Annotated in this window: 18 protein-coding genes; 4 read left to right on the top strand and 14 right to left on the bottom strand. The window is 73.1% G+C overall.

All coding sequences use genetic code 11. The features are described from left to right. Positions 1 to 140 precede the first annotated feature (140 nt). Together L7N97_RS06790 and L7N97_RS06785 are read right to left on the bottom strand one after the other, a co-directional pair. Positions 141 to 890 (bottom strand): Crp/Fnr family transcriptional regulator, encoded by a 750-nt coding sequence (locus L7N97_RS06790; protein ID WP_237477571.1) that lies wholly within the window; start codon positions 888 to 890, stop codon positions 141 to 143. A 153-nt stretch (positions 891 to 1,043) separates the two neighbouring features. Next, positions 1,044 to 1,880, bottom strand: coding sequence for a helix-turn-helix transcriptional regulator (locus tag L7N97_RS06785; RefSeq protein WP_237477570.1), 837 nt, complete (start codon positions 1,878 to 1,880; stop codon positions 1,044 to 1,046). A gap of 99 nt (positions 1,881 to 1,979) precedes the next feature. Here L7N97_RS06785 and L7N97_RS06780 point away from each other — a divergent pair, with 99 nt between their 5' ends. Beyond that, positions 1,980 to 2,879, top strand: a complete 900-nt coding sequence (locus tag L7N97_RS06780; protein ID WP_237477569.1) for an SDR family oxidoreductase — start codon at positions 1,980 to 1,982, stop codon at positions 2,877 to 2,879. Positions 2,880 to 2,888: 9 nt separating this feature from the next. Here L7N97_RS06780 and L7N97_RS06775 read toward each other — a convergent pair whose 3' ends face one another. The 10 genes from L7N97_RS06775 to L7N97_RS06730 form a co-directional block, all read right to left on the bottom strand. Next, positions 2,889 to 3,755, bottom strand: a complete 867-nt coding sequence (locus L7N97_RS06775; protein WP_237477568.1) for an HTD2 family dehydratase — start codon at positions 3,753 to 3,755, stop codon at positions 2,889 to 2,891. Then, positions 3,755 to 4,921: an acyl-CoA dehydrogenase family protein gene (locus tag L7N97_RS06770; RefSeq protein ID WP_237477567.1), complete on the bottom strand. Its 1,167-nt coding sequence runs from the start codon at positions 4,919 to 4,921 to the stop codon at positions 3,755 to 3,757. The genes L7N97_RS06775 and L7N97_RS06770 overlap by 1 nt, the downstream gene beginning before the upstream one ends. A gap of 63 nt (positions 4,922 to 4,984) precedes the next feature. Beyond that, positions 4,985 to 5,404, bottom strand: a complete 420-nt coding sequence (locus L7N97_RS06765) for an ester cyclase (protein WP_237477566.1) — start codon at positions 5,402 to 5,404, stop codon at positions 4,985 to 4,987. Positions 5,405 to 5,501: 97 nt separating this feature from the next. Then, complete coding sequence (locus tag L7N97_RS06760; protein WP_237477565.1) at positions 5,502 to 6,104, bottom strand: glutathione S-transferase family protein; 603 nt, start codon at positions 6,102 to 6,104, stop codon at positions 5,502 to 5,504. 9 nt (positions 6,105 to 6,113) lie between these two features. After that, on the bottom strand, positions 6,114 to 7,028 hold the full coding sequence (locus L7N97_RS06755; RefSeq protein WP_237477564.1) for a glutathione S-transferase family protein: 915 nt from the start codon (positions 7,026 to 7,028) through the stop codon (positions 6,114 to 6,116). Positions 7,029 to 7,081: 53 nt separating this feature from the next. Further along, positions 7,082 to 8,287, bottom strand: coding sequence for an iron-containing alcohol dehydrogenase (locus L7N97_RS06750; protein ID WP_237477563.1), 1,206 nt, complete (start codon positions 8,285 to 8,287; stop codon positions 7,082 to 7,084). Between the two features lie 215 nt (positions 8,288 to 8,502). Beyond that, entirely contained in the window at positions 8,503 to 9,012 is a 510-nt protein-coding gene (locus tag L7N97_RS06745; protein ID WP_237477562.1) for a cache domain-containing protein, read from the bottom strand. A gap of 278 nt (positions 9,013 to 9,290) precedes the next feature. Beyond that, a complete protein-coding gene (locus L7N97_RS06740) occupies positions 9,291 to 10,754 on the bottom strand; it encodes an aldehyde dehydrogenase family protein (protein ID WP_237477561.1) in 1,464 nt (487 codons plus the stop codon). 205 nt (positions 10,755 to 10,959) lie between these two features. After that, positions 10,960 to 11,904, bottom strand: coding sequence for a LysR family transcriptional regulator (locus L7N97_RS06735; protein WP_237477560.1), 945 nt, complete (start codon positions 11,902 to 11,904; stop codon positions 10,960 to 10,962). A gap of 129 nt (positions 11,905 to 12,033) precedes the next feature. Further along, positions 12,034 to 13,179, bottom strand: a complete 1,146-nt coding sequence (locus L7N97_RS06730; protein ID WP_237477559.1) for a CaiB/BaiF CoA transferase family protein — start codon at positions 13,177 to 13,179, stop codon at positions 12,034 to 12,036. 170 nt (positions 13,180 to 13,349) lie between these two features. Here L7N97_RS06730 and L7N97_RS06725 point away from each other — a divergent pair, with 170 nt between their 5' ends. Beyond that, a complete protein-coding gene (locus tag L7N97_RS06725; protein ID WP_237477558.1) occupies positions 13,350 to 14,894 on the top strand; it encodes a fumarate hydratase in 1,545 nt (514 codons plus the stop codon). Between the two features lie 95 nt (positions 14,895 to 14,989). Here the strand turns inward: L7N97_RS06725 and L7N97_RS06720 are convergent, their stop codons facing one another. Both L7N97_RS06720 and L7N97_RS06715 read right to left on the bottom strand, forming a co-directional pair. Further along, positions 14,990 to 16,378 carry an HD-GYP domain-containing protein gene (locus L7N97_RS06720; RefSeq protein WP_237477557.1) on the bottom strand — a complete coding sequence of 463 codons (1,389 nt, stop codon included), beginning with the start codon at positions 16,376 to 16,378 and terminating at the stop codon, positions 14,990 to 14,992. Between the two features lie 130 nt (positions 16,379 to 16,508). Then, positions 16,509 to 17,387 carry an aldo/keto reductase family oxidoreductase gene (locus L7N97_RS06715; protein WP_237477556.1) on the bottom strand — a complete coding sequence of 293 codons (879 nt, stop codon included), beginning with the start codon at positions 17,385 to 17,387 and terminating at the stop codon, positions 16,509 to 16,511. Between the two features lie 94 nt (positions 17,388 to 17,481). Between L7N97_RS06715 and L7N97_RS06710 the strand changes: the two genes are divergently transcribed. Beyond that, the gene (locus L7N97_RS06710; protein ID WP_237477555.1) at positions 17,482 to 18,462 is read left to right on the top strand and encodes a LysR family transcriptional regulator; all 981 of its coding nucleotides are present in this window, start codon (positions 17,482 to 17,484) and stop codon (positions 18,460 to 18,462) included. Then, on the top strand, positions 18,459 to 22,082 hold the full coding sequence (locus tag L7N97_RS06705; RefSeq protein ID WP_237477554.1) for a hydantoinase B/oxoprolinase family protein: 3,624 nt from the start codon (positions 18,459 to 18,461) through the stop codon (positions 22,080 to 22,082). Before L7N97_RS06710 ends, L7N97_RS06705 begins: the two co-directional genes overlap by 4 nt. Positions 22,083 to 22,120: the final 38 nt, after the last annotated feature.

Genomic DNA, 22,120 nt, shown 5'->3' with positions numbered 1-22,120 from the left:
GAAACGATCGGTCATCGAGGGAAGAGCGATCGACACCGGAGGCTGCGGCCGCGACGGCCGCGCGAAAATTTTCGCGCCGGACGGCGACATCTGGTCCGCGGGGTGCGAGATCCTGCCTGTCGCGCCGACGGGCGGGGTTCTCACGCCCTGGCGGGCGGAAACCAGGCCGGGCTCCGCTCGGGGACGCGCCGCGGCACCGCGGCCCGCGCTTCGAGCCTCGGGAGGTCGAGCAGGTCGTAGGTGTAGCCGTCCCGCCGGATGAGCCCGTCCTGTTCCAGCCTGTTGATGACGCGGTTGACGTGGACGGGCGACAGGCCGAGCACGTCGCCGATCTGCGGCTGCGTCAGCGGAAGGTGGATGCTGTTGCCCGTCGCTCCCGGCGGACGGGTGCGGAACAGCTGGATCAGGAACGCCACGAAGCTGTCCGCGGCGTCGAGCCGCCCCACGGCCACGAGCCGGTCCATCAGCACGACGCGCTCGACCTGGCAGGCGGCGAACAGGGCGGCGGCGACGCGGGGCCAATCGTCGAACAGGGCGCCGACGGCCTTGCGGCTGATCGCGCTCGCCCGGCACGGCGTCAGCGCTGTCAACGTCTCGACCGCCCGGGCGAAGGGCAGGCTCGGCGACCCCAGGACATCCCCGGCCCGGTGCACCTTCAGGATCTGCCGGTCGCCCCTGGCGACGTCGATGCCGCTCACGACCCAGCCCTCGTGGAGGAAGAACAGGCTCGGCTCCTCGCCCTGCCGGTGCAGGAAGCTTCCGGACGGAAAGGACTTGGCCGCGTCGATCAGGGATAGGAGAGCCCGCGTCTCGCCCGGCGTGAGGTCGATGAACAGCGAGAACCTCCACAGGATCGAAGCTTTCCCCTCCGTGTCGCGGGTATCCGCCATCGCGCTGTCCTGGGCTCTATCACCGTTATCGATAGCGAAACGGCGCGTCGAGATCCACATTCCCGCTGCGGACCGTGGCGTCGGGCCCGCACGGTTCCTCCCGACTTTCGCGTTGCTTGAATTCGATTCAAGTCGCCCTGCGAGTTCGGCGCGTCAGGGCCCGCCCTCGCGCGACCGGTCGATCAGGGCGCGGATGCGGCCCGCCACGGCCGGGTCGACCGGGCTGTAGACGATCAGGCCGAGGTCGGGCCGGCCGTCGACCGCGAAGGACGAGTATTCGAGCTCGATGGCGCCGAGCGTCGAGTGGTTCAGGTGCTTCACGCCCTCGCCCTGGCGCACCACGTCGTGTTCCCGCCACAGCGCCGCGAAATCCGGGCTGGCCCGGCACAGCTCGTCGACGAGCTGCGCCACCTCCGACACCGCCCCGGCGCGCGCGGCGTCGGCGCGGAAGGCGGCGACCACGGTGCGGGACAGCCCTTCCCAGTCGCGCTGCGCGCTGCGCACCTGGGGATCGAGGAAGATGCGGCGCAGGATGTTGCGCTCGCCCGCGGGCACGCGGCTCCAGTCCGTCAGCACCGCAGCCGCGGCCCGGTTCCAGGCCACCACGTCCCAGGTCGCCGTCTTGACCAGCGCCGGGCTGGTTTCGAGCGTGTCGAGCAGACGCTGCAGGCGCGGCGTCACGCCCTCGGCCCGCCGGTAGCGGACTTCGGGCGGGCGGCCGAGCCCGATCATGAACAGGTGCTCGCGCTCGGGCTCGGTCAGCAGCAGGCCGCCCGCGATGCGGTCGAGCACGTCGGCCGAGGGCGCTCCGCCGCGCCCCTGTTCGAGCCAGGTGTACCAGGTGGCGCTGATGTTGGCGCGCTGGGCGACCTCCTCCCGCCGCAGGCCCGGCGTGCGGCGGCGGCCCCCGAAGCCGAAGGCCGCCGGATCGAGCCGGCTGCGGCGGTCCTTCAGGTAGTCGCCGAGGGGGTTGGAGGGCGAGGCGGGCATGCCCTGCCTGTTAGCAGCTATACCCCGATGAGGTCACGGCTTTAACGGTGTCGGACTCCACCCCAGGATCGGTCCATCGACGACGACGGAGGCCAGGACATGCGCGTGTTTCTCACCGGGGCGACCGGCTTCATCGGCTCGCGGATCGTGCCCGACCTCATCGCCGCCGGGCATCAGGTGTTGGGGCTCACCCGATCGGATGCCGGCGCCGCGCGACTGGCCGCGGCCGGCGCCGAGGCCTTCCGCGGCACCCTGGAGGAGCCGGAGAGCCTGCGGCGGGGCGCCGAGGGGGCTGACGGCGTCATCCACTGCGCCTTCGACCACGACTTCTCCAACTTCGCCGCGAACTGCGAGAAGGACAGGCGCGTCATCGCGGCGCTCGGCGAGGCGCTGCGCGGCTCCGACCGGCCGCTCCTCGTCACCTCCGGCGTCGGGATCGGCCACGCCGGCCCCGGCGAGCCGGCCGTCGAGGACAACTTCGACCCCGACTACCCGAACCCGCGCGTGGCCTCCGAGATCGCCGCCCACGCGCTGCTCGACGCCGGCCTGAACGTCGGGGTCGTGCGCCTGCCGCAGGTGCACGACCCCGTGAAGCAGGGGCTGATCACGCCGCTGGTGGAGGTGCTGCGGGAGAAGGGCGTCGCGGCCTACGTGGGCGACGGCGCCAACCGCTGGAGCGCCGCACACGTGACCGATGTCGCGCGCCTCTACCGGCTCGCGTTGGAGAGGGCGCGGCCGGGCGCGCGCCACCACGCGGTCGACGAGGAGGGCGTGCCGGTGCGGGACATCGTGGCCGCGCTCGGCCGCGGGCTCGGCCTGCCGGTCCGCTCGGTCACGGCGGCCGAGGCCCCCGAGGTTTTCGGCTGGATGGCGATGTTCGCCGGCCTCGACATGGCGGCGTCGAGCGCCCGGACGCGGGCCGCGCTCGATTGGCACCCGACCGGCCCCGGCCTGCTCACCGACCTCGCGGCGATGGACTACGGCGCGGCGGGACGCTGAATCCCCGGCTCAGGCCGAGGCCTCGGCCTCCATCCGGACGGCTCCGTCGGCGCCCTCCGTCCAGCACCGCACCGCGCCGTCGCGGTCCCGCGCACCCGCCACGCGGAAGACCGGGCCGGCGACGAGCGGCGCGACGTTTCGGAACGCGTAGCGCCGCGGCGCCCGGCCCAGCAGCGCCGCGGCGAGGTTGAAGCACAGCGTCGCCTGGATGGGCCCGTGCACCAGCAGCCCGGCATAGCCCTCCACCGCCGTGACGTAGGGCAGGTCGTAGTGGATGCGGTGGCCGTTGAAGGTCAGCGCCGAATAGCGGAACAGCAGCACCGGCGAGCCCTCGACCGCCCAAGCGAGGTCGGAGCGGCGCGGCTCGGCGGGCGCCGGGGCCGGCGGAGGGGCGGCGCCGGGCGTGAACGCCTCGCGGTACACGATGTCGTGGCGCTCGCTCAGCGCCGGGCCGCGCGCCGTCGACACCTCGTGGCGCACCGTGACGAAGACCAGCGGCCCCGTGCGGCCCCGCTTGGTCGCCAGGTCCTCGACGGTGGAGCGGCGCGTCACCGCGTCGCCGAGCCGCAGCGGCGCGAAGGTCTCGACCGCGCCGCCGGCCCACATGCGGCGGGGCAGGGGCACGGGCGGCAGGAAGCCGCCCTTGGCGGCGTGGCCGTCGGCGGCGAGCTCCGCCATGGGCTCGGCCGGCGGCGCGAGGCACCAGTGCAGCCCGGGCGGCGCCTCGCCCTCCGGCACGGGGAAGAGGTGCGGCGCCGCAGGCTCGAAGAGGTGCGGCCGGAACGTCGCGCGGAACTGGTCGACGAGCCGCGGGGTCACGAGGTCCTCGGCCTCGTGGGTGCGGCCGATCCAGCCGCGGAGGTGGTCGACATCCATCAGTAGGACCTCGGAAGCCCGAGCACGTGCTCGGCGATGTAGCTCAGGATCAGGTTGGTCGAGATCGGCGCCACCTGGTAGAGCCGCGTCTCGCGGAACTTGCGCTCGACGTCGTATTCCTCGGCGAAGCCGAAGCCGCCGAAGGTCTGGATGCAGGCGTTGGCGGCCGCGAAGGAGGCGTCCGCGGCCAGCATCTTGGCCATGTTGGCCTCGGCGCCGGGGTTGGCGCCGGCCTCGTAGAGGCGCAGCGCCTCGCGCACCATCAGCTCCGCGGCGCGCATCTCGGCGTAGGCCTTGGCGATGGGGAACTGGACGCCCTGGTTCTGGCCGATCGGCCGGCCGAACACCGTGCGGTCCCTGGCGTAGCCGCTCGCCTTGTCGATGAACCACTTCGCGTCGCCGACGCACTCGGCCGCGATGAGGATGCGCTCGGCGTTCATGCCGGACAGGACGGAACGGAAGCCGCGGCCCTCCTCGCCGACGAGGTTCTCGGCCGGCACCTCCAGGCCGTCGAAGAACAACTCGCAGGAATTGTGGTTCATCATCGTGCGGATGGGCCTGATCGTCAGCCCCCGGCCCAGCGCCTCGCGCATGTCGACGATGAAGACCGACAGGCCTTCGGTGCGCTTCGCCACCCGATCGCGCGGCGTCGTGCGGGCGAGCAGCAGCATCAGGTCGGAATGCTCGGCGCGGGACGTCCAGATCTTCTGGCCGTCGACCACGTACCTGTCGCCGACGCGGCGGGCCGTGGTGCGCAGCGCGGTGGTGTCTGTGCCCGAGGTCGGCTCGGTGACGCCGAAGGCCTGGAGCCGCAGCCGCCCCGCGGCGATCTCGGGCAGGTAGCGGCGCTTCTGCGCCTCGGAGCCGTGGCGCAGCACCGTGCCCATCACGTACATCTGCGCGTGGCAGGCGGCGCCGTTGCAGCCCTGGCGCTGCACCTCCTCCAGGATCGCGGCCGCGCCCGACAGCGGCAGGCCGGCCCCGCCGTACTCCTCCGGGATCAGCGCCGCGAGGTAGCCGGACTCGGTCAGGGCATTCACGAACTCCGTCGGGTAGCCGCGCTCCCCGTCGAGCCGGCGCCAGTATTCGCCCGGAAAGGCCGCGCAGAGCTTGGCCACCTCCGCGCGGACGTCGGCGTAGGGGGCGGAGAGGGTGTCGTGGGTCACGGGCGGGCCTCGCGGGGTCGGCCCCATCATAGCCGACCGGTGGGCCCGCCGGGGACGCCCGCGTCAGATCACGGTGACGCCGAGCTGCTTCAGCATGCCGAGGTTGTCGAGCAGCGCCCAGTGTTCGACGATGACGCCGTCCTGGACCTTGAACAGGTCCATCACGCCGATGTCGATCTGCTTGCCGGTCGGCGCCATGCCCATCAGGTCGCCGCCGTGGGTGCCCTTCACGCGCAGGTGCACCAGCACCTTGTCGCCCTCGGCGATCACGTCCGAGATCGGCAGCGCCATGTCCGGGATGCCGGGGTTCAGCGCGTCGGACAGCTGCTTGATGCCGGCGGGGCCGCGCACCACAAAGGGCAGGCCGGGGTCGTGGCGCACGAAGTCGGGCGCGATGTGCTTCTGCCACCAGGCCTCGTCGGCCCGCTTGAAGGCGTCGAAATAGTCGCGGCAGAGCTGCTTGTTGGCTTCGAGGTCGGCCATGGGTGTCTCCTCCTGCTTCGTGTTCACGTTGTTTTCTGAATGGCGCCTTCTCGCCTCTCCACAAGGGAGAGGGGAGTGGCTGATGTCCTAGCAGCCCTCACACGTAGGGCTTGGTGTCCGCGTAGGCGGGCCGGCTTGAGACGCTGTCGCGCAGGGCCTGGAGGCGCGGGATCGGCTCCACCCAGGGGTGGTCGGGGAAGCGCAGGGGCAGGTAATCGACCGCCACCACGGCGGTGAGCACGGCGATATCCGGCACGCCGCCCGCGTAGGCCGGCGGGTCGGCCTCCAGGCGCCGGAAGCTCTCCACCACCGTGCCGACGCGCTTCTTGCCGACCTTGCCGCCCTCGAAATCGGGGTCGATCTGCATGCGGCCGGTGACGAGGTTCGCCATGGCCTCGATCACGCCCATGGCGAGGCCCGCCTTGGAGATGACCGCGTCGAGGTCGCCCCCCGCGCCGAGCAGCGAGGGCTCGGGCCGCGTCTTCTCCAGCCACAGCAGGATCAGCAGGCTCTCGGTCAGCGGCACGCCCGAGGGCAGCTCCAGCGTCGGCACCTTCGAGGCCGGGTTGAGCCGCGCCATCTCGTCGTCGGGCCCCCACGGGTTCATCATGCGCAGCCCTTCGGCCGACACGCCCTTCTCGATCAGGGCGATGCGGGCGACGCGCGCGAAGGGGCTGGTCGTGTTGGACAGGATCTTCATTCTGGAGCCTCAGGCCGCGACGACGCTGTAGCCGAAGCGGGGGAAGTGGGTGTGGACGACGCCGGTGCGCGGGTGCTCGTTGCGGATCACGATCTCGGTCTCGTCGGCATAGGCCAGCGTGCCGGTGATGGGGTCGTTGGCGGCGTCCGACAGGATGCTGACGGCGTCGCCGCCCTTGAGCCCCGAGGCCGCGTCCTCGAAGGCGCCGACCCGCGCGGGCTCGGCGGCGCGCGCCACCTCCAGCGCCTCCTCGGGCGACATCACCTCCTTCCGGCCGTGGCCGACGGCGGCGACGCGCTCCATCCAGGGCAGCAGCGGCCGCATCGGCAGCAGGCCCTCGGCCGCCTCGCCGCCGTTCTTCCGCACGAACCACGGCACGTGGTAGGCCGACAGGTCGGCGGCCGACAGCGCGTCGCCGAGCAGGAAGGGGCGGCCGTCCCTGAGCATGTCGGCCAGGATGGTGAGCTGGGCGCGCACGCGCTGCCGGTTCTGCGGCAGGGCCTTCTGGGACGCGGAGCCGCTGAAGTCCTCCTTCATGAAGTCGATGCGGTCCTGCACGAACTGCTCGGGCAGGTGGTCGCCGATGATGGAGGTCACGACCTTGGCAGCCGGGATGAACAGCGTGGTGTCGGCGTACCAGCTCAGCGCCGACGCGAGGCCGACCTGCCCCCCGGGGTAGAGGGTCGGCTCGGGGAAGCGGCGCTCGATCTCGCGCAGGATCAGCAGCGTGTCGCAGTACACGTCGGCGCCGACCTGCAGCGCGGGGGCGCGGCGGTAGCCCGCGGTGAGCGGCGAGAAGTCGGGCCGCGGCGGCCAGATCGGGATGTCGACGCCCCGCCAGTCCAGCCCCTTGTGGCCGAAGGCGAGCCGCACCTTCTCGCAGAAGGGCGACAGGTCGTAGTGGTGCAGGATCAGGTCGGGCACGGCGTTTCTCTCCAGTTCGCGGGCCGGCGCGTTTCACGCGTCTCGGCGGGGCGTCAGCCCAGGCAGCGCTCGAACATCTCCTCGGCCTGGCGCACCGTCATCTTGCGGGCCGAGGGGCAGGCGATCACGGTGGCGTCGCGCGCGGTGGTGTGGTCGTAGTCGCGCGCCGCGATGCCGGCGTAGAGGCCCGGCACGGCGCGCTGCGCCATCTCGCGCACGCGATCCCTCGGCAGCTGCTCGGGCGTGAAGTGCCGCGGGAAGGCGATGTCGTCGAACAGCTCGCGGATCGCCTCGGCGCAGGCCGCGATGGTCTCAGCCCGCGACAGGCCGAGCGTGTCGACCTCCAGCGCCTCCGCGAGCGGCTTCACCTTGGCGGGCAGCACCGCGAGGTTGAAGGCCGTCACCTCGGGCAGGAGCACGCCGACTCCGTAGGGGTGGGGCAGGTCGAGGTGGCCTTCGAGCGGCAGCGACAGGGCGTGGCCGTGGCCGAGGCGGGCGTTGCCGCAGGCGACGTTGGCCATGCAGGAGGCGACGAGGTTGTCCTCGCGGGCGCGCTCGTCGTCCGAGTTGATGGAGGCGCGCAGGGAGCCGAACTGCAGCCGCACGGCGCCGAGCGCGATGGCGTCGGTGAGGTGCGAGCCGATGCCCGACACGTAGGCCTCGACCGCGTGGGTCAGGGCGTCCACGGCCGGCAGGGCGGCGACGCGCATGGGCAGCGAGCGCAGCGTCACCGCGTCGAGGATGGCGGCGTCGGGGAAGGACAGCGGGCCGCCGCCGAGGAGCTTCAAGTGCCGGACCTCGTCCTTGACGATGGTCCACTGCGACACCTCGGAGCCCGAGCCCGCCGTGGTGGGCACCATGATCATCGGCAGGGCGCGCTTGTCGAACTTGCCGACGCCCGTGCACTCGGCCATCGGCTTGTGGTTCGTCGCCACGATGGCGATGCCCTTGCCGGTGCACATCACCGAGCCGCCGCCGATGCAGACCACGCCGTCGATTCCGTCGCGCCGCACGCGCTCGCCCTGCTCGTCGATGTGCGAGCAGCGCGCGTCGATCCCGCACTCGTCGAAGCGCGCCGTGGCGACGCCGGCCTCGCCCAGCGCCGCGAGCGCGTCCGCGTGGAAGGGCTGTGCCGAGATCACGGGGTCGGACACCACGAGGACGCGGCTCATGCCGAGTTCGCGCGCGAGCCTGCCGATGGTGCCGAGCGAGCCCGAGCCCGCCACGATGCGGGTCGGCATGTAGAAGTTGGAGATCACGGGCGTCCCCTCCCTGTCCGCGACCGACGGTGTCGGCGCGGTCCGCTTTATGTGGGGCTGTTATGCGCGGCGTGCAGGGGAAGGCCAATAGGGTTTTGCGGGGGGCGGGATCGCGGGGAAATATCGGGCCGCGGGCCGCACCGAGCGCCGCTCCATGCCTCCCCGGCCGGCACCGACACCGGCGCGGGGCGGCCGTCAGCCCTCGAACCGATCGGTCATTCGTAGTAGCCGACCGCGCAGATCTGGTCTCGCACCTTGGTGTACATCGTGTGCTTGACCGAGGGCCTGTAGCCGTCGAGGCGCGGCCAGAGGTAGGTGATGTTGGAGACGACGCCCTCCTGCGCCCCCTTCAGCATCTCGTCCGCGAAATGGTAGCCGTTGGCGTCTATCAGGGTCTTGGTGACATCCGTGCCGTTGATCTTGGGGTCGGGGTGGGCCGCCATGACGTGGTCGGGGCCGATACAGTAGACGTAGAGGTCCTCCGTGCGAAAGCCGTGAGACTGTTCGGTGAACCACTTGAGGGCCTGCGGCTCGTCGGCCTGCACGGCCGCCACCGCCTGCTCCAGCATGTAGCGGGCATCGTCCGCGTCGTTGCCGCATGTGGAGCCGGTCTCGTCGCCGCAGGCCCTTGCGGCTGGTGCCCTCAGCAGCATGCCCGATGCGATGATGATCAGTGCTGCCGCAAGTCGTGGCAGACGGCTCTTCGTCGAGTGATGAATGTTCATGCAATGAGCCCTCGAAATCGACGGGACGCGTTGCTGAAAATCTAATGATCTTTGATATAAATCCGATATGAGTCCCGCAACGCCGATTCTGAACTGATTCGCGCGGCTTTGTCATGGTGCCGCGCATGGAATCGGGCGTGTTCCGGCCCGCGATCACGAGATAGTGTTTTGGCGCCTCACCGGGCGCCGCGATCTGCTCGAGATCGATGTTCAAAAAAGAAGGGAGCCCGAAGGCTCCCCCCAAATATCGATCGGGAAACCCGGGGCCGGTGCTCCGGTCAACCGTGCTTGAAGATCGTCGTGCGCAGCGTCGACATGTCGTGCAGCGCCGCGAAGCCCTTCTCGCGGCCGTGGCCGGACTTCTTCATGCCGCCGAAGGGCAGCTCGATGCCGCCGCCGGCGCCGAAGCTGTTGATGTAGACCTGCCCGGCGCGGATACCGCGCGACACGCGCAGCGCCCGGTTGCCGTCGAGCGACCAGACCGCGGCCATCAGGCCGTATTCCGTGTCGTTGGCGAGCTTCACGGCGTCCGCCTCGTCGTCGAAGCGCTGCACGGAGAGCACCGGCCCGAAGATCTCCTTGGCGGCGAGGTCGTTGCCGCGCGGCACGTCGCCGTAGACGCGGGGCTCGACGAAGAAGGCGCCCTCCGGCACACCCTCGGCCACCTGCCCGCGCGACAGCACCGGCACGCCCTCCTCCTCGGCGCGGTCGAAGAACTTCTGGATGCGCTTCTTCTGCGTGGCGTTGATGACTGGGCCGAGGTCGAGGTCCATCTCCGGCGTGCCGGCGCGCAGGGACGCGAACTTCTCGGCGAGGCGGCTCGTGGCCTCGTCGTAGACGCCCTTGGCGACGAGGAGGCGCGAGCCCGCCGAGCAGGTCTGGCCGGCGTTCTGCACCATGGTGTTGGCGATGACCGGGATCGCGGCGTCGAGGTCCGCGTCCTCGAACAGCACGTGCGGCGACTTGCCGCCGAGCTCCATCACGCAGCCGATGTGGTTGCGGGCCGCGGCCGACTGGATCAGCGTGCCGACCTCGGGCGAGCCCGTGAAGGAGATGAAGTCGATCTCGGGATGCGACGACAGCGCCGCGCCGGCGGCCTCGCCGAGGCCGGGCACGATGTTGATGGCGCCCTCGGGGAAGCCGACCTCGGCGGCGAGCTCCGCGATACGCAGCGGCGTCAGGCAGGCGTCCTCGGCGGGCTTCACCACGGACGCGTTGCCCATGGCGAGGGCGGGCGCCACGGTGCGGCCGAACATCTGCGCCGGGTAGTTCCACGGGATGATGTGGCCGACGACGCCGTGCGCCACGCGCTCGGTCGTAACGAAGTAGCCGGGCAGGAACGGGATGGTGTCGCCGTGCACCTTGTCGGCGCCGCCGCCGTAATATTCGAAGTAGCGGGCCAGCGCGATCATGTCGTTGCGCGCCTGCTTCATCGGCTTGCCGGTGTCGCGGGCTTCGAGCTTGGCCAGTTCCTCGGCGTGGTCCTGCACGGCGTAGCCGAGCTTGGTGAGCAGGCGGCCGCGCTCGGTGGCGGACATGCGGCCCCAGGCGCCCGCGAGCGCGCCCTGGGCGGCCTTCACGGCGCGGTCCACGTCCGGCTTGTCGCCAGCGGCGATCTCGGCGAAGGGCACGCCCTCGGCGGGCGCCATGGTCTGGATGGTCTGGCCCGAGGCGGCCGGCGACCAACGGTTGCCGATGAACACGCCCTGCGCGGCGATGATGGACGGCGAATGCACGTTCACGTCGGTGTCCTCCCTTGCGACCCGTTTCACCTGAGATGTGGTGCGGGGCCCGCCGCCGCCAAGACGTTTCCGGTCTCCCCGTCATAAGGGGCCGCGATGGGGACCGATCGAAGACGGCCACCACGTCCTTCATCCTTCGACACGGCCCTGCGGGCCGGCTCAGGACGAGGAAGGTGGAGTGGATCAGGTCGTGATCGCGTCCCGCTCACTCGCTCGTCCGCATCCGCGCCATGTGCCACTCGCCCGAGCGGACGAGGTCGCGCAGGGTCGCGCGGCACAGGCCCTCGACGGCCTTCACGGCCTGGGTCGGCGGCCGGTCGGTGGGCTGGACCAGCGACACCATGCGGGTCAGCGGCGGGTCGACCGCCCAGGCGCGCAACCGGCCGTCCTCGACCTCGCGGCGGCCGGCATGGCCGGGCAGGATCGAGTAGCCGAGGCGCCGCTCGACGAGCTGCTTGATGGCCCCGTAGGCGTCGATGTCGATCGCGGTCGCGAGGCGGATGCCGCGCGCCGTCGCGGCGGCGTCGAGCAGGTCGCGCAGCCCGTGGCCGGGGCTCGGCAGGATCAGCGGCAGCGCGGCGAGGTCGGCGAAGCTCAGGGCGTCGCCTTCCGGGTGGCTGCGGCCGTCCGGGGGCTCGGGGGCGCCGTAGACCACCAGCGTCTCGACGAGCAGGCCCGTCGCCCGCAGCTCGCGGTCCTCCGGCAGGCCATAGAGCAGCCCCAGATCGACGCGGCCCTGGCGCAGCCAGTCGAGCACGTAGCCGCTCATGGCCTCCGCGATGCGCAGGGTGACCTTGGGGAAGCGCGCCCGCGCGGCCAGCACCAGCGGCACGCCGAGCAGCGGGCTGATGGAGGACGGCAGGCCGAGCCGCACCTCGCCCGAGGGCTCGGCGGCGCTGCCGCGGATCTCGCGCTGCGCCACCTCGAACTGCTCGATGATGAGCCGCGCGTTGCGCAGCAGGATCAGGCCGGCCTCGGTCGGCTGCACGCCCTGCGGCGTGCGGAACAGCAGCGGCAGGCCGAGGTCGGCCTCCATGTTGCGGATGTGCAGGCTGAGCGCCGGCTGGGCGATGTTGAGCTGCAGCGACGCGCGCGAGATCGAGCCGCACTGGACGATCGCGACGAAGTAGCGAAGCTGCCGCAGGTCCAACCACGCCTCCCCGACCCGGACCCCCGAGCGCCCGGCGGCCCAGGATAGCAGGCGGGGACGGGGATGCCAGCGGGGCTGCCTGGGCGGTCGGCGGCGGGACGTCGCCGGTGGAGGGGCGGCCGCCTCCCCTCACTCGGCCGCGGCGCGCGCGCCTCCGGCGAACTCGGCCCGCAGCGCGTCCGAATGCTGGCCCAGCGCCGGCACGGGGCGGTAGTCCGGCAGGGCGCCGTCGTGGAGCGCGCCCGGCGCGAGGTATCTCGCCGGGCCGGTCGGGGTGTCCACCGTGACGAAGCGGTTCTGCGGGTGCTTGGCGAGGTCCTCCATGGTGGACACGCGGCCATAGGCGATGCGGGCCCGCTCCAGCCGCTCCACCATGGCGTCGCGGTCGTGCCGGAGGAACACGCCTTCCACCACGGCGTCGAGCGCGGGGCGGTTGGCGACGCGGCGCACGTTGAGCGAGAAGCGCTCGTCGGTGGCGACCTCGGGCAGCTCCAGCACGTCGCGGCAGAAGTTGACCCATTCGCGCTCGTTCTGGATCGAGAACAGCACGGCCCTGCCGTCGCGGCACGCGTAGGCGCCGTAGGGCGCGATGGTGGGGTGGTTGAGGCCGGAGCGCGGCGGCACCTTGCCGCCGTAGACGTACTGCATGTACGGCACGTTCATCCAGTCTGCGAGCGCGTGGTAGAGCGACACCGCGACGTGGCGCCCGCGCCCCGTGATCCCGCGCCCGATCAGTGCCTGCAGCACCGCCTGGAAGGCCGTCATGCCGGCCGCGATGTCGCAGACCGACACGCCGACGCGCGCCATCTCGGTCTCGGTGCCGGTGATGGAGCTGAGGCCCGTCTCGGCCTGGACCAGGAGGTCGTAGGCCTTGAGGTCGCGGAACGGACCCTCGTCGCCGTAGCCCGAGATCGACACGGTGACGAGGCGGGGATAGTCGGCGCGGAGCCGCTCGGGCGCGAAGCCGAGGCGGTCGACCGCGCCGGGCGCGAGGTTCTGCACGAACACGTCGGCGCCCGCCACCATGCGCTCCAGGAGCGCGCAGTCGTCCTTCTGGCGGAGGTCGAGGCAGATCGACTCCTTGCCGCGGTTCAGCCACACGAAATAGGCGCTCTCGCCGTGGACGAGGTGGTCGTAGCCGCGGGCAAAGTCACCCTCAGGCCGCTCGACCTTGATGACGCGGGCGCCCGCGTCGGCGAGGCGGCTCGTGAGGTAGGGGGCCGCCACCGCCTGCTCGATCGAGACGACGACGAGCCCGTCGAGATCACCCGCCATGACGCTTCCTCCGATCCTGGCCGTTGCGTCCCACTATCGCGCCGCCGCGGCACCCCCGCCGCATAGCGTTTGCGTCCCGCCCTCATAGCCGGACGCTATGTGGCATTGATCGCAGCCCCGGCCCATCTAGAGTCCCACCGAAGGGCATCCAGGGCGACGGAGGACAGCACATGGCGACCGGTGAAGCGCGCGGGCCGATCCGCGAGGAGGACTTCATCGCCAGCGTGGCCGACGCGCTCCAGTACATCGCCGTGTATCACCCGCCGACCTTCGTGAAGGCGCTGGCGGAGGTCTACGCGCGCGAGGAAAGCCCGGCCGCCCGCGACGCCATCGGCCAGATCCTCGCCAACTCGCGCATGTCGGCCTTCGGGCGGCGGCCGATCTGCCAGGACACCGGCACCGTCAACGCCTTCGTCAAGGTCGGCATGGGCGCGCGCTTCGCGGGCGGGCGGCCGCTGCAGGAGCTCGTCGACGAGGGCGTGCGCCGGGCCTACACCCATCCCGACAACCCGCTGCGCGCCTCCATCGTGCGCGACCCGCTGGGCGGGCGGCGCAACACCGGCGACAACACGCCGGCCGTGGTCCACGTCGAGATGGTGGCGGGCGACACCGTCTCCGTCACGGTCGCGGCCAAGGGCGGCGGCTCGGAGAACAAGGCGCGCTACACCAACCTCGCGCCGGCCGCCTCGGTGGCGGACTGGGTCGTCAGCACGGTGGAGACGCTCGGCGCCGGCTGGTGCCCGCCGGGCCTGCTCGGCATCGGCGTCGGCGGCTCGGTCGAGAAGAGCATGGTCATGGCCAAGGAGGTCCTGCTCGAGAAGATCGACATGCCGGACCTCATCCGCCGCGGGCCCTCCAACCCCGCGGAAGAGCTGCGGCTGGAGATCTACGACCGCGTCAACGCCCTCGGCATCGGCGCCCAGGGGCTCGGCGGCCTGACCACGGTGGTGGACGTGAAGGTGCGGACCTTCCCGTGCCACGCGGCCTCGAAGCCCGTGGGGCTGATCCCGCAATGCGCGGCCGACCGCTACATCACCTTCACGCTCGACGGCTCCGGCCCGGCCGAGTTCGCCCCGCCCGACCCGTCGCTGTGGCCGGTGCTCGACGCCGACCCGGCCGCCGCCGCGCCGCGCCGCGTCGACCTCGACCGCCTGACGCGCGAGGAGGTGGCGACCTGGCGGGCCGGGGAAACGCTGCTGCTCAACGGCCGCATGCTGACGGGGCGCGACGCCGCCCACAAGCGCATGGCGGACCTGATGAGCCGCGGCGAGCCGCTGCCGGTCGACCTTCGGGACCGCGCCATCTACTACGTCGGCCCGGTCGACGCCGTGCGCGACGAGGCGGTCGGCCCCGCCGGCCCCACCACCTCGACCCGCATGGACGGCTTCACGGACCAGCTCCTCGACCGGACGGGGCTGCTCGTGATGATCGGCAAGGCCGAGCGCGGGCCCGACACGGTGAACTCCATCGCCCGGCACGGCGCCGCCTACCTCATCGCCGTGGGCGGGGCGGCCTATCTCGTGTCCAAGGCGATCCGCTCGGCGCGCGTGCTGGCCTTCGCCGACCTCGGCATGGAGGCCATCCACGAGTTCGTGGTCGAGGACATGCCGGTGACGGTGGCGGTGGACAGCACCGGCGACGCGGTGCACCGCACCGGGCCGGCGCGCTGGCGCCGGCCGCCGGTGGTGCGGGTGCCGGCGCTGGCCGACGCCTGACGGGCGCCGTCCCGGGCCTGACCCGGGGCACAGACGGAAGGGCCGCCCCGCGAAGGCCCGCGGTCACGTCCGGCGAGTGTCGATCGGTGGCGGCATCACGCCGCGCGGCTCAGCTCGAGCGACATCCGGTCGAGCGCCCGCTCCAGGGCGGCGAAGCAGACGGGGTCGAAGGCCGCGCCGAGGTCGGCCCGCATGATGTCGAGCGCCTTCGGCACGGGCAGGGCGGCGCGGTAGGGGCGGTCGGCCGTCAGCGCGTCGAAGACGTCGGCCACCGACACGATGCGGGTCTCGGGTTCGATCGCGTCGCCGGCGAGGCCGCGCGGGTAGCCCCGCCCGTCGAGACGCTCGTGGTGGGCGCCCCCGATCCGCGCCATCTCGCGGAACGGCGTCACCCGCTCCAGGATGCGCTCGGACAGGGCGGCGTGGTCGCGCATCTCCGCCCATTCCCGGTCGTCGAGCTTGCCCGGCTTGTCCAGGATGGCGTTGCTGACGCCGAGCTTGCCGATGTCGTGCAGGAGGGCCGCGCGGCGCAGCCAGCGCCGCCGCGCCGCGTCGTAGCCGAGCTCGGCCGCCACGAGGTCGGCGTAGACGGCGACCCGCTCCGAATGGCCCGAGGTGAACGGGCTCTTGGAATCGATGACATGCGCGAAGGCGCGGGCGATGTCGTCGAGGTAGTCCTCGTCGATCGTCGCCGCGGGGCCGGCCGGCTCCAGGGCGAAGACCGCCTCGTCGATGCCCTCGGCCTCCAGCGTCGCCCAGAAGTCCGGCTCCGCGGCGGCGCGCTCGAAGGCCGCGACGGCCGCGGGGTCGAGCCAGGAGCCCGAGCGCTTGCGCACCTCGGCCAGCGCCGCCGCGCGCCCCGCCGCGCGGTGGAACACGTCGGCCACCTGCGCCAGCAGCGCCACGCGGGCGTGGAGCGGGATGGCGTCGCCGGCGAGGTGGTCGGGCCGCCCGCCGCCGTTCCAGTGCTCGTCGAGCGAGCGGATGCCGTCGCACACGGCGCGCGGCAGGCGCAGGCTCTCCGCGATGGCGGCGCCGCGCCCGCACCGCGTCTCGATGAGCCCGTCGGCGATCTGTCCGCCGTTCTGCAGGATGTTGAGGATCGCCCGCAGGCGGTCCCCGAGGCCCGCCTTGAGCCCCGTGTGGGAGAAGACGAAGCCGAGCACGGCCGGCAGGCTGTCGTTGATCGCCTTGAAGTCGCGCTTGAAGCCGATGTCGTCGGACAGGTACAGCTCGCAGATCCGGGCCGCGTTGGACGAGCAGCCGAGGTCCTTCATCATCACCGTGTAGTAGAGCTCCCACAGCGCCGGCTCGGGGAGGCCGAGCGCGCGGCCGACGCGGAGGCCGATCCAGGTCGCCCGCACGCAGTGGCCGGGCGGCTGCCCCTCGGTGAGGTCGAGCGCGTGGCTCAGCGCGCCCAGGACCTCGGACAGCCGCACCGTCCCGCGGCCTCCCGCCTTCCCCCGCTCCGTCCCGACCCGCATGCCGCCCCTCCCGCGCCCTGCGGGCCACCATGGCGCGGAGCCGGTGAACGGATCTGTTTCATCGGGCGAAAGGCGGCGGCCTCCCGCGCCGGAGGGTGAATCCTTCGTCCTCGGCCGCCGGTCCTTTGGGTCAAGCCGCCCCGCGGGCCGCGATGCCGTCGAGCTCGGCCGCGGCGTCGTCGGGCAACGCCACCCCGCCGGCCGCGACGTTCTCGCGCAGATGCGCCACCGAGGACGTGCCCGGGATCAGCAGCACGTTGGGCGAGCGGCGCAGCAGCCAGGCCAGCGCCACCTGCAGCGGCGTGTGCCCGAGCCGCGCCGCCACGCCGGACAGCACCCCGGACTGGAGCGGGGTGAAACCGCCGAGCGGGAAGAAGGGCACATAGGCGATGCCGTCGCGGGCGAGCGCGTCGATCAGCGCGTCGTCGGCGCGGTGCGCGAGGTTGTAGTTGTTCTGCACGCAGACGATCTCGCAGACGCGCCGCCCCTCGGTCACCTGCGCGGCCGTGGCGTTGCTGAGCCCGATGTGGCGGACCAGCCCCCGCCGCTGCAGCTCCGCCAGCGCGGTCAGCGGCGCCTCGACCGAGCCCTCGGCGGGGCCGTGGGCGTCGAACATGCAGCGGAAGTTCACCACGTCCATCACCTCGCGGCCGAGGTTGCGCAGGTTGTCCTCCACCGCGCCCGCCAGCTCGGCGGCCGAGAAGGCCGGATTCCAGGACCTGTCCGCGCCCCGCACCGCGCCGACCTTGGTGACGATGGTGAGGTCCTGCGGGTAGGGGTGCAGCGCGTCCCGGATCAGCCCGTTGGTGACGTGCGGGCCGTAGAAGTCGCTGGTGTCGATGTGGTCCACGCCGGCCTCCACGGCCGCGCGCAGCACCGCCAGGGCGGCGGCGGGGTCCTTCGGCGGCCCGTAGACGCCGGGGCCGGCGAGCTGCATGGCGCCGTAGCCGAGGCGATGGACGCGCCGCGTCCCGAGCGCGAAGGTGCCGGACTGTTCGATGGGGGACATGGGGCTTCTCCTGTTTCCGTCCCCTCGATCTATGCCTTGCCCCGGCGCGCGATAATCGGGGACGATCCGCACGGGCTGTGCGGGATGGCGAACGATGCGGGCGAGCTTGGCGGACCTCGAAGCCTTCGTGGCGGTGGCGCGCGCCGGCGGCTTCCGCGACGCCGCGCGGGCCGGGGGGATGAGCGCGTCCAGCCTGAGCGAGGCGGTGCGGCGGCTGGAGGACCGGCTCGGCCTGCGCCTGCTCCACCGCACCACCCGCAGCGTCGCGCCCACCGAGGCGGGGGATCGACTGCTCGCGCGGCTCGGCCCGGCGCTCGGCGAGGTCGACGACGCGCTCGCCGCCGTGGAGGGCTTCCGCGGCCGGCCCGCGGGGACGCTGCGGCTCAACGTGCCCGCCAGCGCGTCGCGGCTGGTGCTGCCCCGCATCGTGCCGCCCTTCCTGGCCGCCTATCCCGAGATCCGGCTGGAGGTGACCACGGACGAGAGCTTCGTGGACGTGCTGGCGGCGGGCTGCGACGCCGGCATCCGCTACGACGAGCGCCTGGAGCAGGACGTCATCGCCGTGCCGATCGGCCCGCGGGTCCAGCGCTTCGCGACCGCTGCGGCCCCGGCCTACCTCGACCGCCGCGGGCGGCCGGAACACCCGCGCGACCTCCTGGCCCACGCCTGCCTGTTGTCGCGCTTCCCGAGCGGCGCCCGCGTCGCCTGGGAGTTCGAGCGGCGCGGCGAGGCGGTGCGGGTCGAGCCCGGCGGCCCGCTGGTGGTGCAGGCCGGCGGCGGCTCCGACCTCGCCGTCGCGGCCGCGGTGGCCGGGAGCGGGATCGTCAGCCTGTTCGAGGACTGGCTCGCGCCCGAGCTCGCCTCCGGCGCGCTCGAACCCGTGCTGGAGGAGTGGTGGCCGAGCTTCCCCGGCCCGTTCCTGTATTACCCCGGCCGCCGCCTCGTGCCGCCGCCGCTGCGCGCCTTCGTGGACTTCGTGAAGGCCGGCGATGCGCCCCGGCGGTTGGCGGCCGCCGGCGAGGGCGTTAGGTCTCCGGGACAGCGCACCGCGCCCGCGACGAGCCACGACCCATGACCGACCCCACCCCTCCGGCGCCCGGCTGGCAGTTCTGGATCGACCGGGGCGGCACCTTCACGGACGTGGTGGCCCGCGCGCCGGGCGGCGCCCTCACCACCCACAAGCTGCTCAGCGAGGATCCCGGCCGCTACCGCGACGCGGCCGTGGCGGGCATCAAGGCGGTGTTGGGCGTGCCGCCCGATGCGCCGATCCCGCCCGGCCTCGTCGCGGCCGTGAAGATGGGCACCACGGTGGCCACCAACGCGCTGCTGGAGCGCAAGGGCGAGCGCACGCTGCTCCTCGTCAACCGCGGCTTCGCCGACGCGCTGCGCATCGGCAACCAGGCCCGCCCGCGGCTGTTCGACCTGGAGATCACCCTGCCCACGCTGCTGCACGAGCGCGTGGTCGAGGTGGCGGGGCGCGTCGCCGTCGACGGCAGCGAGGTCGAGCCGCTCGACGAGGAGGCTGCCCGCGCGGCCCTGGAGGCGGCCAGGGCCGAGGGCATCGGCGCCGTGGCGATCGCGCTGATGCACAGCTGGAAGCATCCCGAGCACGAGCGCCGGCTGGCCGCGCTCGCCCGCGCGGCCGGCTTCGCGCAGGTGTCGGCGAGCCACGAGGCGAGCCCGCTGCTGCGCCTCATCCCGCGCGCCGACACGGCGGTGGTGGACGCCTACCTGTCGCCGGTGCTGCGCCGCTACGTCGACCAGGTGGCCTCCGAGCTCGGCGACGCGCCGCTCTACTTCATGCAGTCGCACGGCGGGCTCGCCGAGGCCCACGCCTTCGCGGGCAAGGACGCCATCCTGTCCGGCCCCGCGGGCGGCATCGTCGGCGCGGCCCGCACGGCGGCGCTCGCGGGCTTCACCGACGTCATCGGCTTCGACATGGGCGGCACCTCTACCGACGTCGCGCTCTACGCCGGCGCCTACGAGCGGAGCTTCGAGACCGAGGTGGCGGGCGTGCGGGTGCGCGCGCCCATGATGGCGATCAACACGGTGGCGGCGGGCGGCGGCTCGCTGCTGCACTTCGACGGGCTGCGCTTCCGCGTCGGGCCGGACAGCGCCGGCGCGAACCCCGGCCCGGCCGCCTACCGCCGCGGCGGCCCGCTCACCGTCACCGACGCCAACCTGCTGGTCGGCAAGATCCAGCCCCGGCACTTCCCGGCCATCTTCGGGCCGGAGGGCGACCAGCCGCTCGACGGGGACGCCGTGCGGACGGGCTTCGCCGCGCTGGCGGGCGAGATCGAGGCGGCGACCGGCACGGCGCGCGACCCCCGCGACGTGGCCGAGGATTTCCTGCGCATCGCCGTCGCCAACATGGCGCAGGCGATCAAGCAGGTGTCGGTGCGGCGCGGCCACGACGCCTCGGCCTTCGCGCTGCAGTGCTTCGGCGGCGCCGGCGGGCAGCACGCCTGCCTTGTGGCGGACGAGCTCGGCATCGAGACGGTGCTGCTCCACCCCTTCGCGGGCGTGCTGTCGGCCTACGGCATGGGCCTCGCCGACCAGACCGCCCTGCGCGAGCGCGCCGTGGAGCTGCCGCTCGACGCGGCGGCCCTGCCGGCGTTGCGCGCCGCCGCCGGGGAGCTGGGGGCCGAGGCCCGCGCGGCCCTGCTGGCCCAGGGCGTCGCCGGGGGCGCGGTCGCGGTCGAGGCGACCGTGCACCTGCGCTACGGCGGCACCGCCACGGCGCTGCCGGTGCGGCTCGACGGGCTCGAGGCCATGCGGGACGCCTTCACGGCGGCGCACCGCGCGACCTTCGGCTTCGCGACGCCCGAGCGCCCTCTCGTCGCCGAGGCGGTGGCGGTCGAGGCGGTGGCGCCGGGCGAGCCCGCCGCCGAGGCCGAGCTGCCGCGGCGAGGCGAGGGGGCGCCCGAGCCGGTCGACCGCGTCGCCCTGTGGAGCGGCGGGTGCGAGCACGGCGCGCCCGTCTACGACCGGCCGGCGCTGCTGGCCGGCGACTGGGTGGCCGGCCCGGCGCTGATCCGGGAGCCCATCGGCACGGTCGTGGTCGAGCCCGGCTGGGCCGCCGAGGTGACGGCGCTCGGCCACGTCGTGCTGCGGCGGGCGTTGGCCCGCGCCGGCGAGCGGGACGCCGACGCGTCCAGGCCGGACCCGATGCGGCTGGAGCTGTTCAACAACCTGTTCATGCACGTCGCCGAGCAGACCGGGCTGGTGCTGCAGAACACCTCGCTGTCGGTCAACATCCGCGAGCGGCTCGACTTCTCCTGCGCGATCTTCGACGCGGAGGGCAACCTCGTCGCCAACGCGCCCCACGTGCCGGTGCACCTCGGCGCCATGGGCGAGAGCGTGAAGGCGGTGATCCGCAGCCGCGGCGCGACGCTGAAGCCCGGCGACGCAGTGGCGCTGAACGACCCGTCCAACGGCGGCACCCACCTACCCGACATCACCGTCATCACGCCGGTCTTCGGGCCGGACGGGCGCACCATCCGCTTCTTCGTCGGCTCGCGCGGCCACCACGCCGACGTCGGCGGCTCGACGCCGGGCTCGACGCCGCCCTTCTCGCGGCGCCTCGCGGAGGAGGGCGTCGTGCTCGACGATGTCCTGCTCGTCGACGGCGGCCACTTCCGCGAGGACGCGTTCCGGGCGCTGCTGGCGGGCGCCGAGTTCCCGGCGCGCTCGCCCGACGTCAACGTGGCGGACATCAAGGCCCAGGTGGCGGCCAACCGCGGCGGCGCGGCCGAGCTCCAGCGCGTGGTCGACCGCTACGGCTGGGAGGTGGTGCGGGCCTACATGGGCCACGTGATGGACAACGCCGAGGAGAGCGTCCGCCGCCTTCTGACGCGGCTCGACGGCGGCGCCTTCGACTACGCGATGGACGACGGCACGCCGCTGCGCGTGCGGGTGACGGTGGACCGCGCGGCGCGGGAGGCCGTGGTCGACTTCACCGGCACAGGCCCGCAGCGGCCGGGCAACTTCAACGCGCCCGCGGCCGTGACGCGCGCCGTGGTGCTGTACTGCTTCCGCTGCCTCGTCGGCACGGACGTGCCGCTCAACGACGGCTGCCTGAAGCCGCTCCGCATCGTCGTGCCGCCCGGCACCTTCCTGTCGCCGGGGCCCGGCGCGGCCGTCGTGGCGGGCAACACGGAGGTGAGCCAAGCCGCCTGCAACGCGCTGTTCGGCGCGCTCGGCGCCCTCGCGTGCAGCCAAGCCACGATGAACAACCTGCTGTTCGGCGACGCGACGCGGCAATATTACGAGACGGTGGCGGGCGGCACCGGCGCGGGGCCGGCCTTCGACGGCCAGTCCGCCGTGCAGACCCACATGACCAACACCCGCATGACCGACCCCGAGGTGCTGGAGCTGCGCTACCCCGTGCGGCTGGAGGAGTTCTCCATCCGCCGCGGCTCGGGCGGCGCCGGGCGCCACCGCGGCGGCGACGGCGCGCGACGCCGCATCCGCTTCCTCGAGCCCATGACGGCCGTGGTGGTGGCCTCGCGCCGCACGGTCGCGCCCTTCGGGCTCGACGGGGGCGCCGACGGCGCGCCGGGCCGGCAGTGGGTCGAGCGCGCGGACGGGACCGTGCAGCCGATGGGCGGCTCCGACGCCGCGGAGCTGGCGGCCGGCGACGTGCTGGTGCTGGAGACGCCGGGCGGCGGCGGCTACGGGGCGGCGCAGGGCTGACGGGTCGGGCGCGGGCGCCCTTCTCCCCGGAGGGGATG

Origin of the sequence: Lichenibacterium dinghuense (assembly GCF_021730615.1) — a bacterium.
In the GTDB taxonomy this organism is placed as follows: Bacteria; Pseudomonadota; Alphaproteobacteria; order Rhizobiales; family Beijerinckiaceae; genus Lichenihabitans; species Lichenihabitans dinghuensis.
This window is presented reverse-complemented; position numbering and strand designations above follow the sequence as displayed.

Excerpts from the sequence above, each read along its gene's own strand:
- L7N97_RS06790 (WP_237477571.1), bottom strand. The coding sequence starts at position 890 with ATGGCGGATACCCGCGACACGGAGGGGAAAGCTTCGATCCTGTGGAGG.
- L7N97_RS06785 (WP_237477570.1), bottom strand. The coding sequence starts at position 1,880 with ATGCCCGCCTCGCCCTCCAACCCCCTCGGCGACTACCTGAAGGACCGC.
- L7N97_RS06780 (WP_237477569.1), top strand. The coding sequence starts at position 1,980 with ATGCGCGTGTTTCTCACCGGGGCGACCGGCTTCATCGGCTCGCGGATC.
- L7N97_RS06775 (WP_237477568.1), bottom strand. The coding sequence starts at position 3,755 with ATGGATGTCGACCACCTCCGCGGCTGGATCGGCCGCACCCACGAGGCC.
- L7N97_RS06765 (WP_237477566.1), bottom strand. The coding sequence starts at position 5,404 with ATGGCCGACCTCGAAGCCAACAAGCAGCTCTGCCGCGACTATTTCGAC.
- L7N97_RS06760 (WP_237477565.1), bottom strand. The coding sequence starts at position 6,104 with ATGAAGATCCTGTCCAACACGACCAGCCCCTTCGCGCGCGTCGCCCGC.
- L7N97_RS06745 (WP_237477562.1), bottom strand. The coding sequence starts at position 9,012 with ATGAACATTCATCACTCGACGAAGAGCCGTCTGCCACGACTTGCGGCA.
- L7N97_RS06730 (WP_237477559.1), bottom strand. The coding sequence starts at position 13,179 with ATGGCGGGTGATCTCGACGGGCTCGTCGTCGTCTCGATCGAGCAGGCG.
- L7N97_RS06725 (WP_237477558.1), top strand. The coding sequence starts at position 13,350 with ATGGCGACCGGTGAAGCGCGCGGGCCGATCCGCGAGGAGGACTTCATC.
- L7N97_RS06720 (WP_237477557.1), bottom strand. The coding sequence starts at position 16,378 with ATGCGGGTCGGGACGGAGCGGGGGAAGGCGGGAGGCCGCGGGACGGTG.
- L7N97_RS06715 (WP_237477556.1), bottom strand. The coding sequence starts at position 17,387 with ATGTCCCCCATCGAACAGTCCGGCACCTTCGCGCTCGGGACGCGGCGC.
- L7N97_RS06710 (WP_237477555.1), top strand. The coding sequence starts at position 17,482 with ATGCGGGCGAGCTTGGCGGACCTCGAAGCCTTCGTGGCGGTGGCGCGC.
- L7N97_RS06705 (WP_237477554.1), top strand. The coding sequence starts at position 18,459 with ATGACCGACCCCACCCCTCCGGCGCCCGGCTGGCAGTTCTGGATCGAC.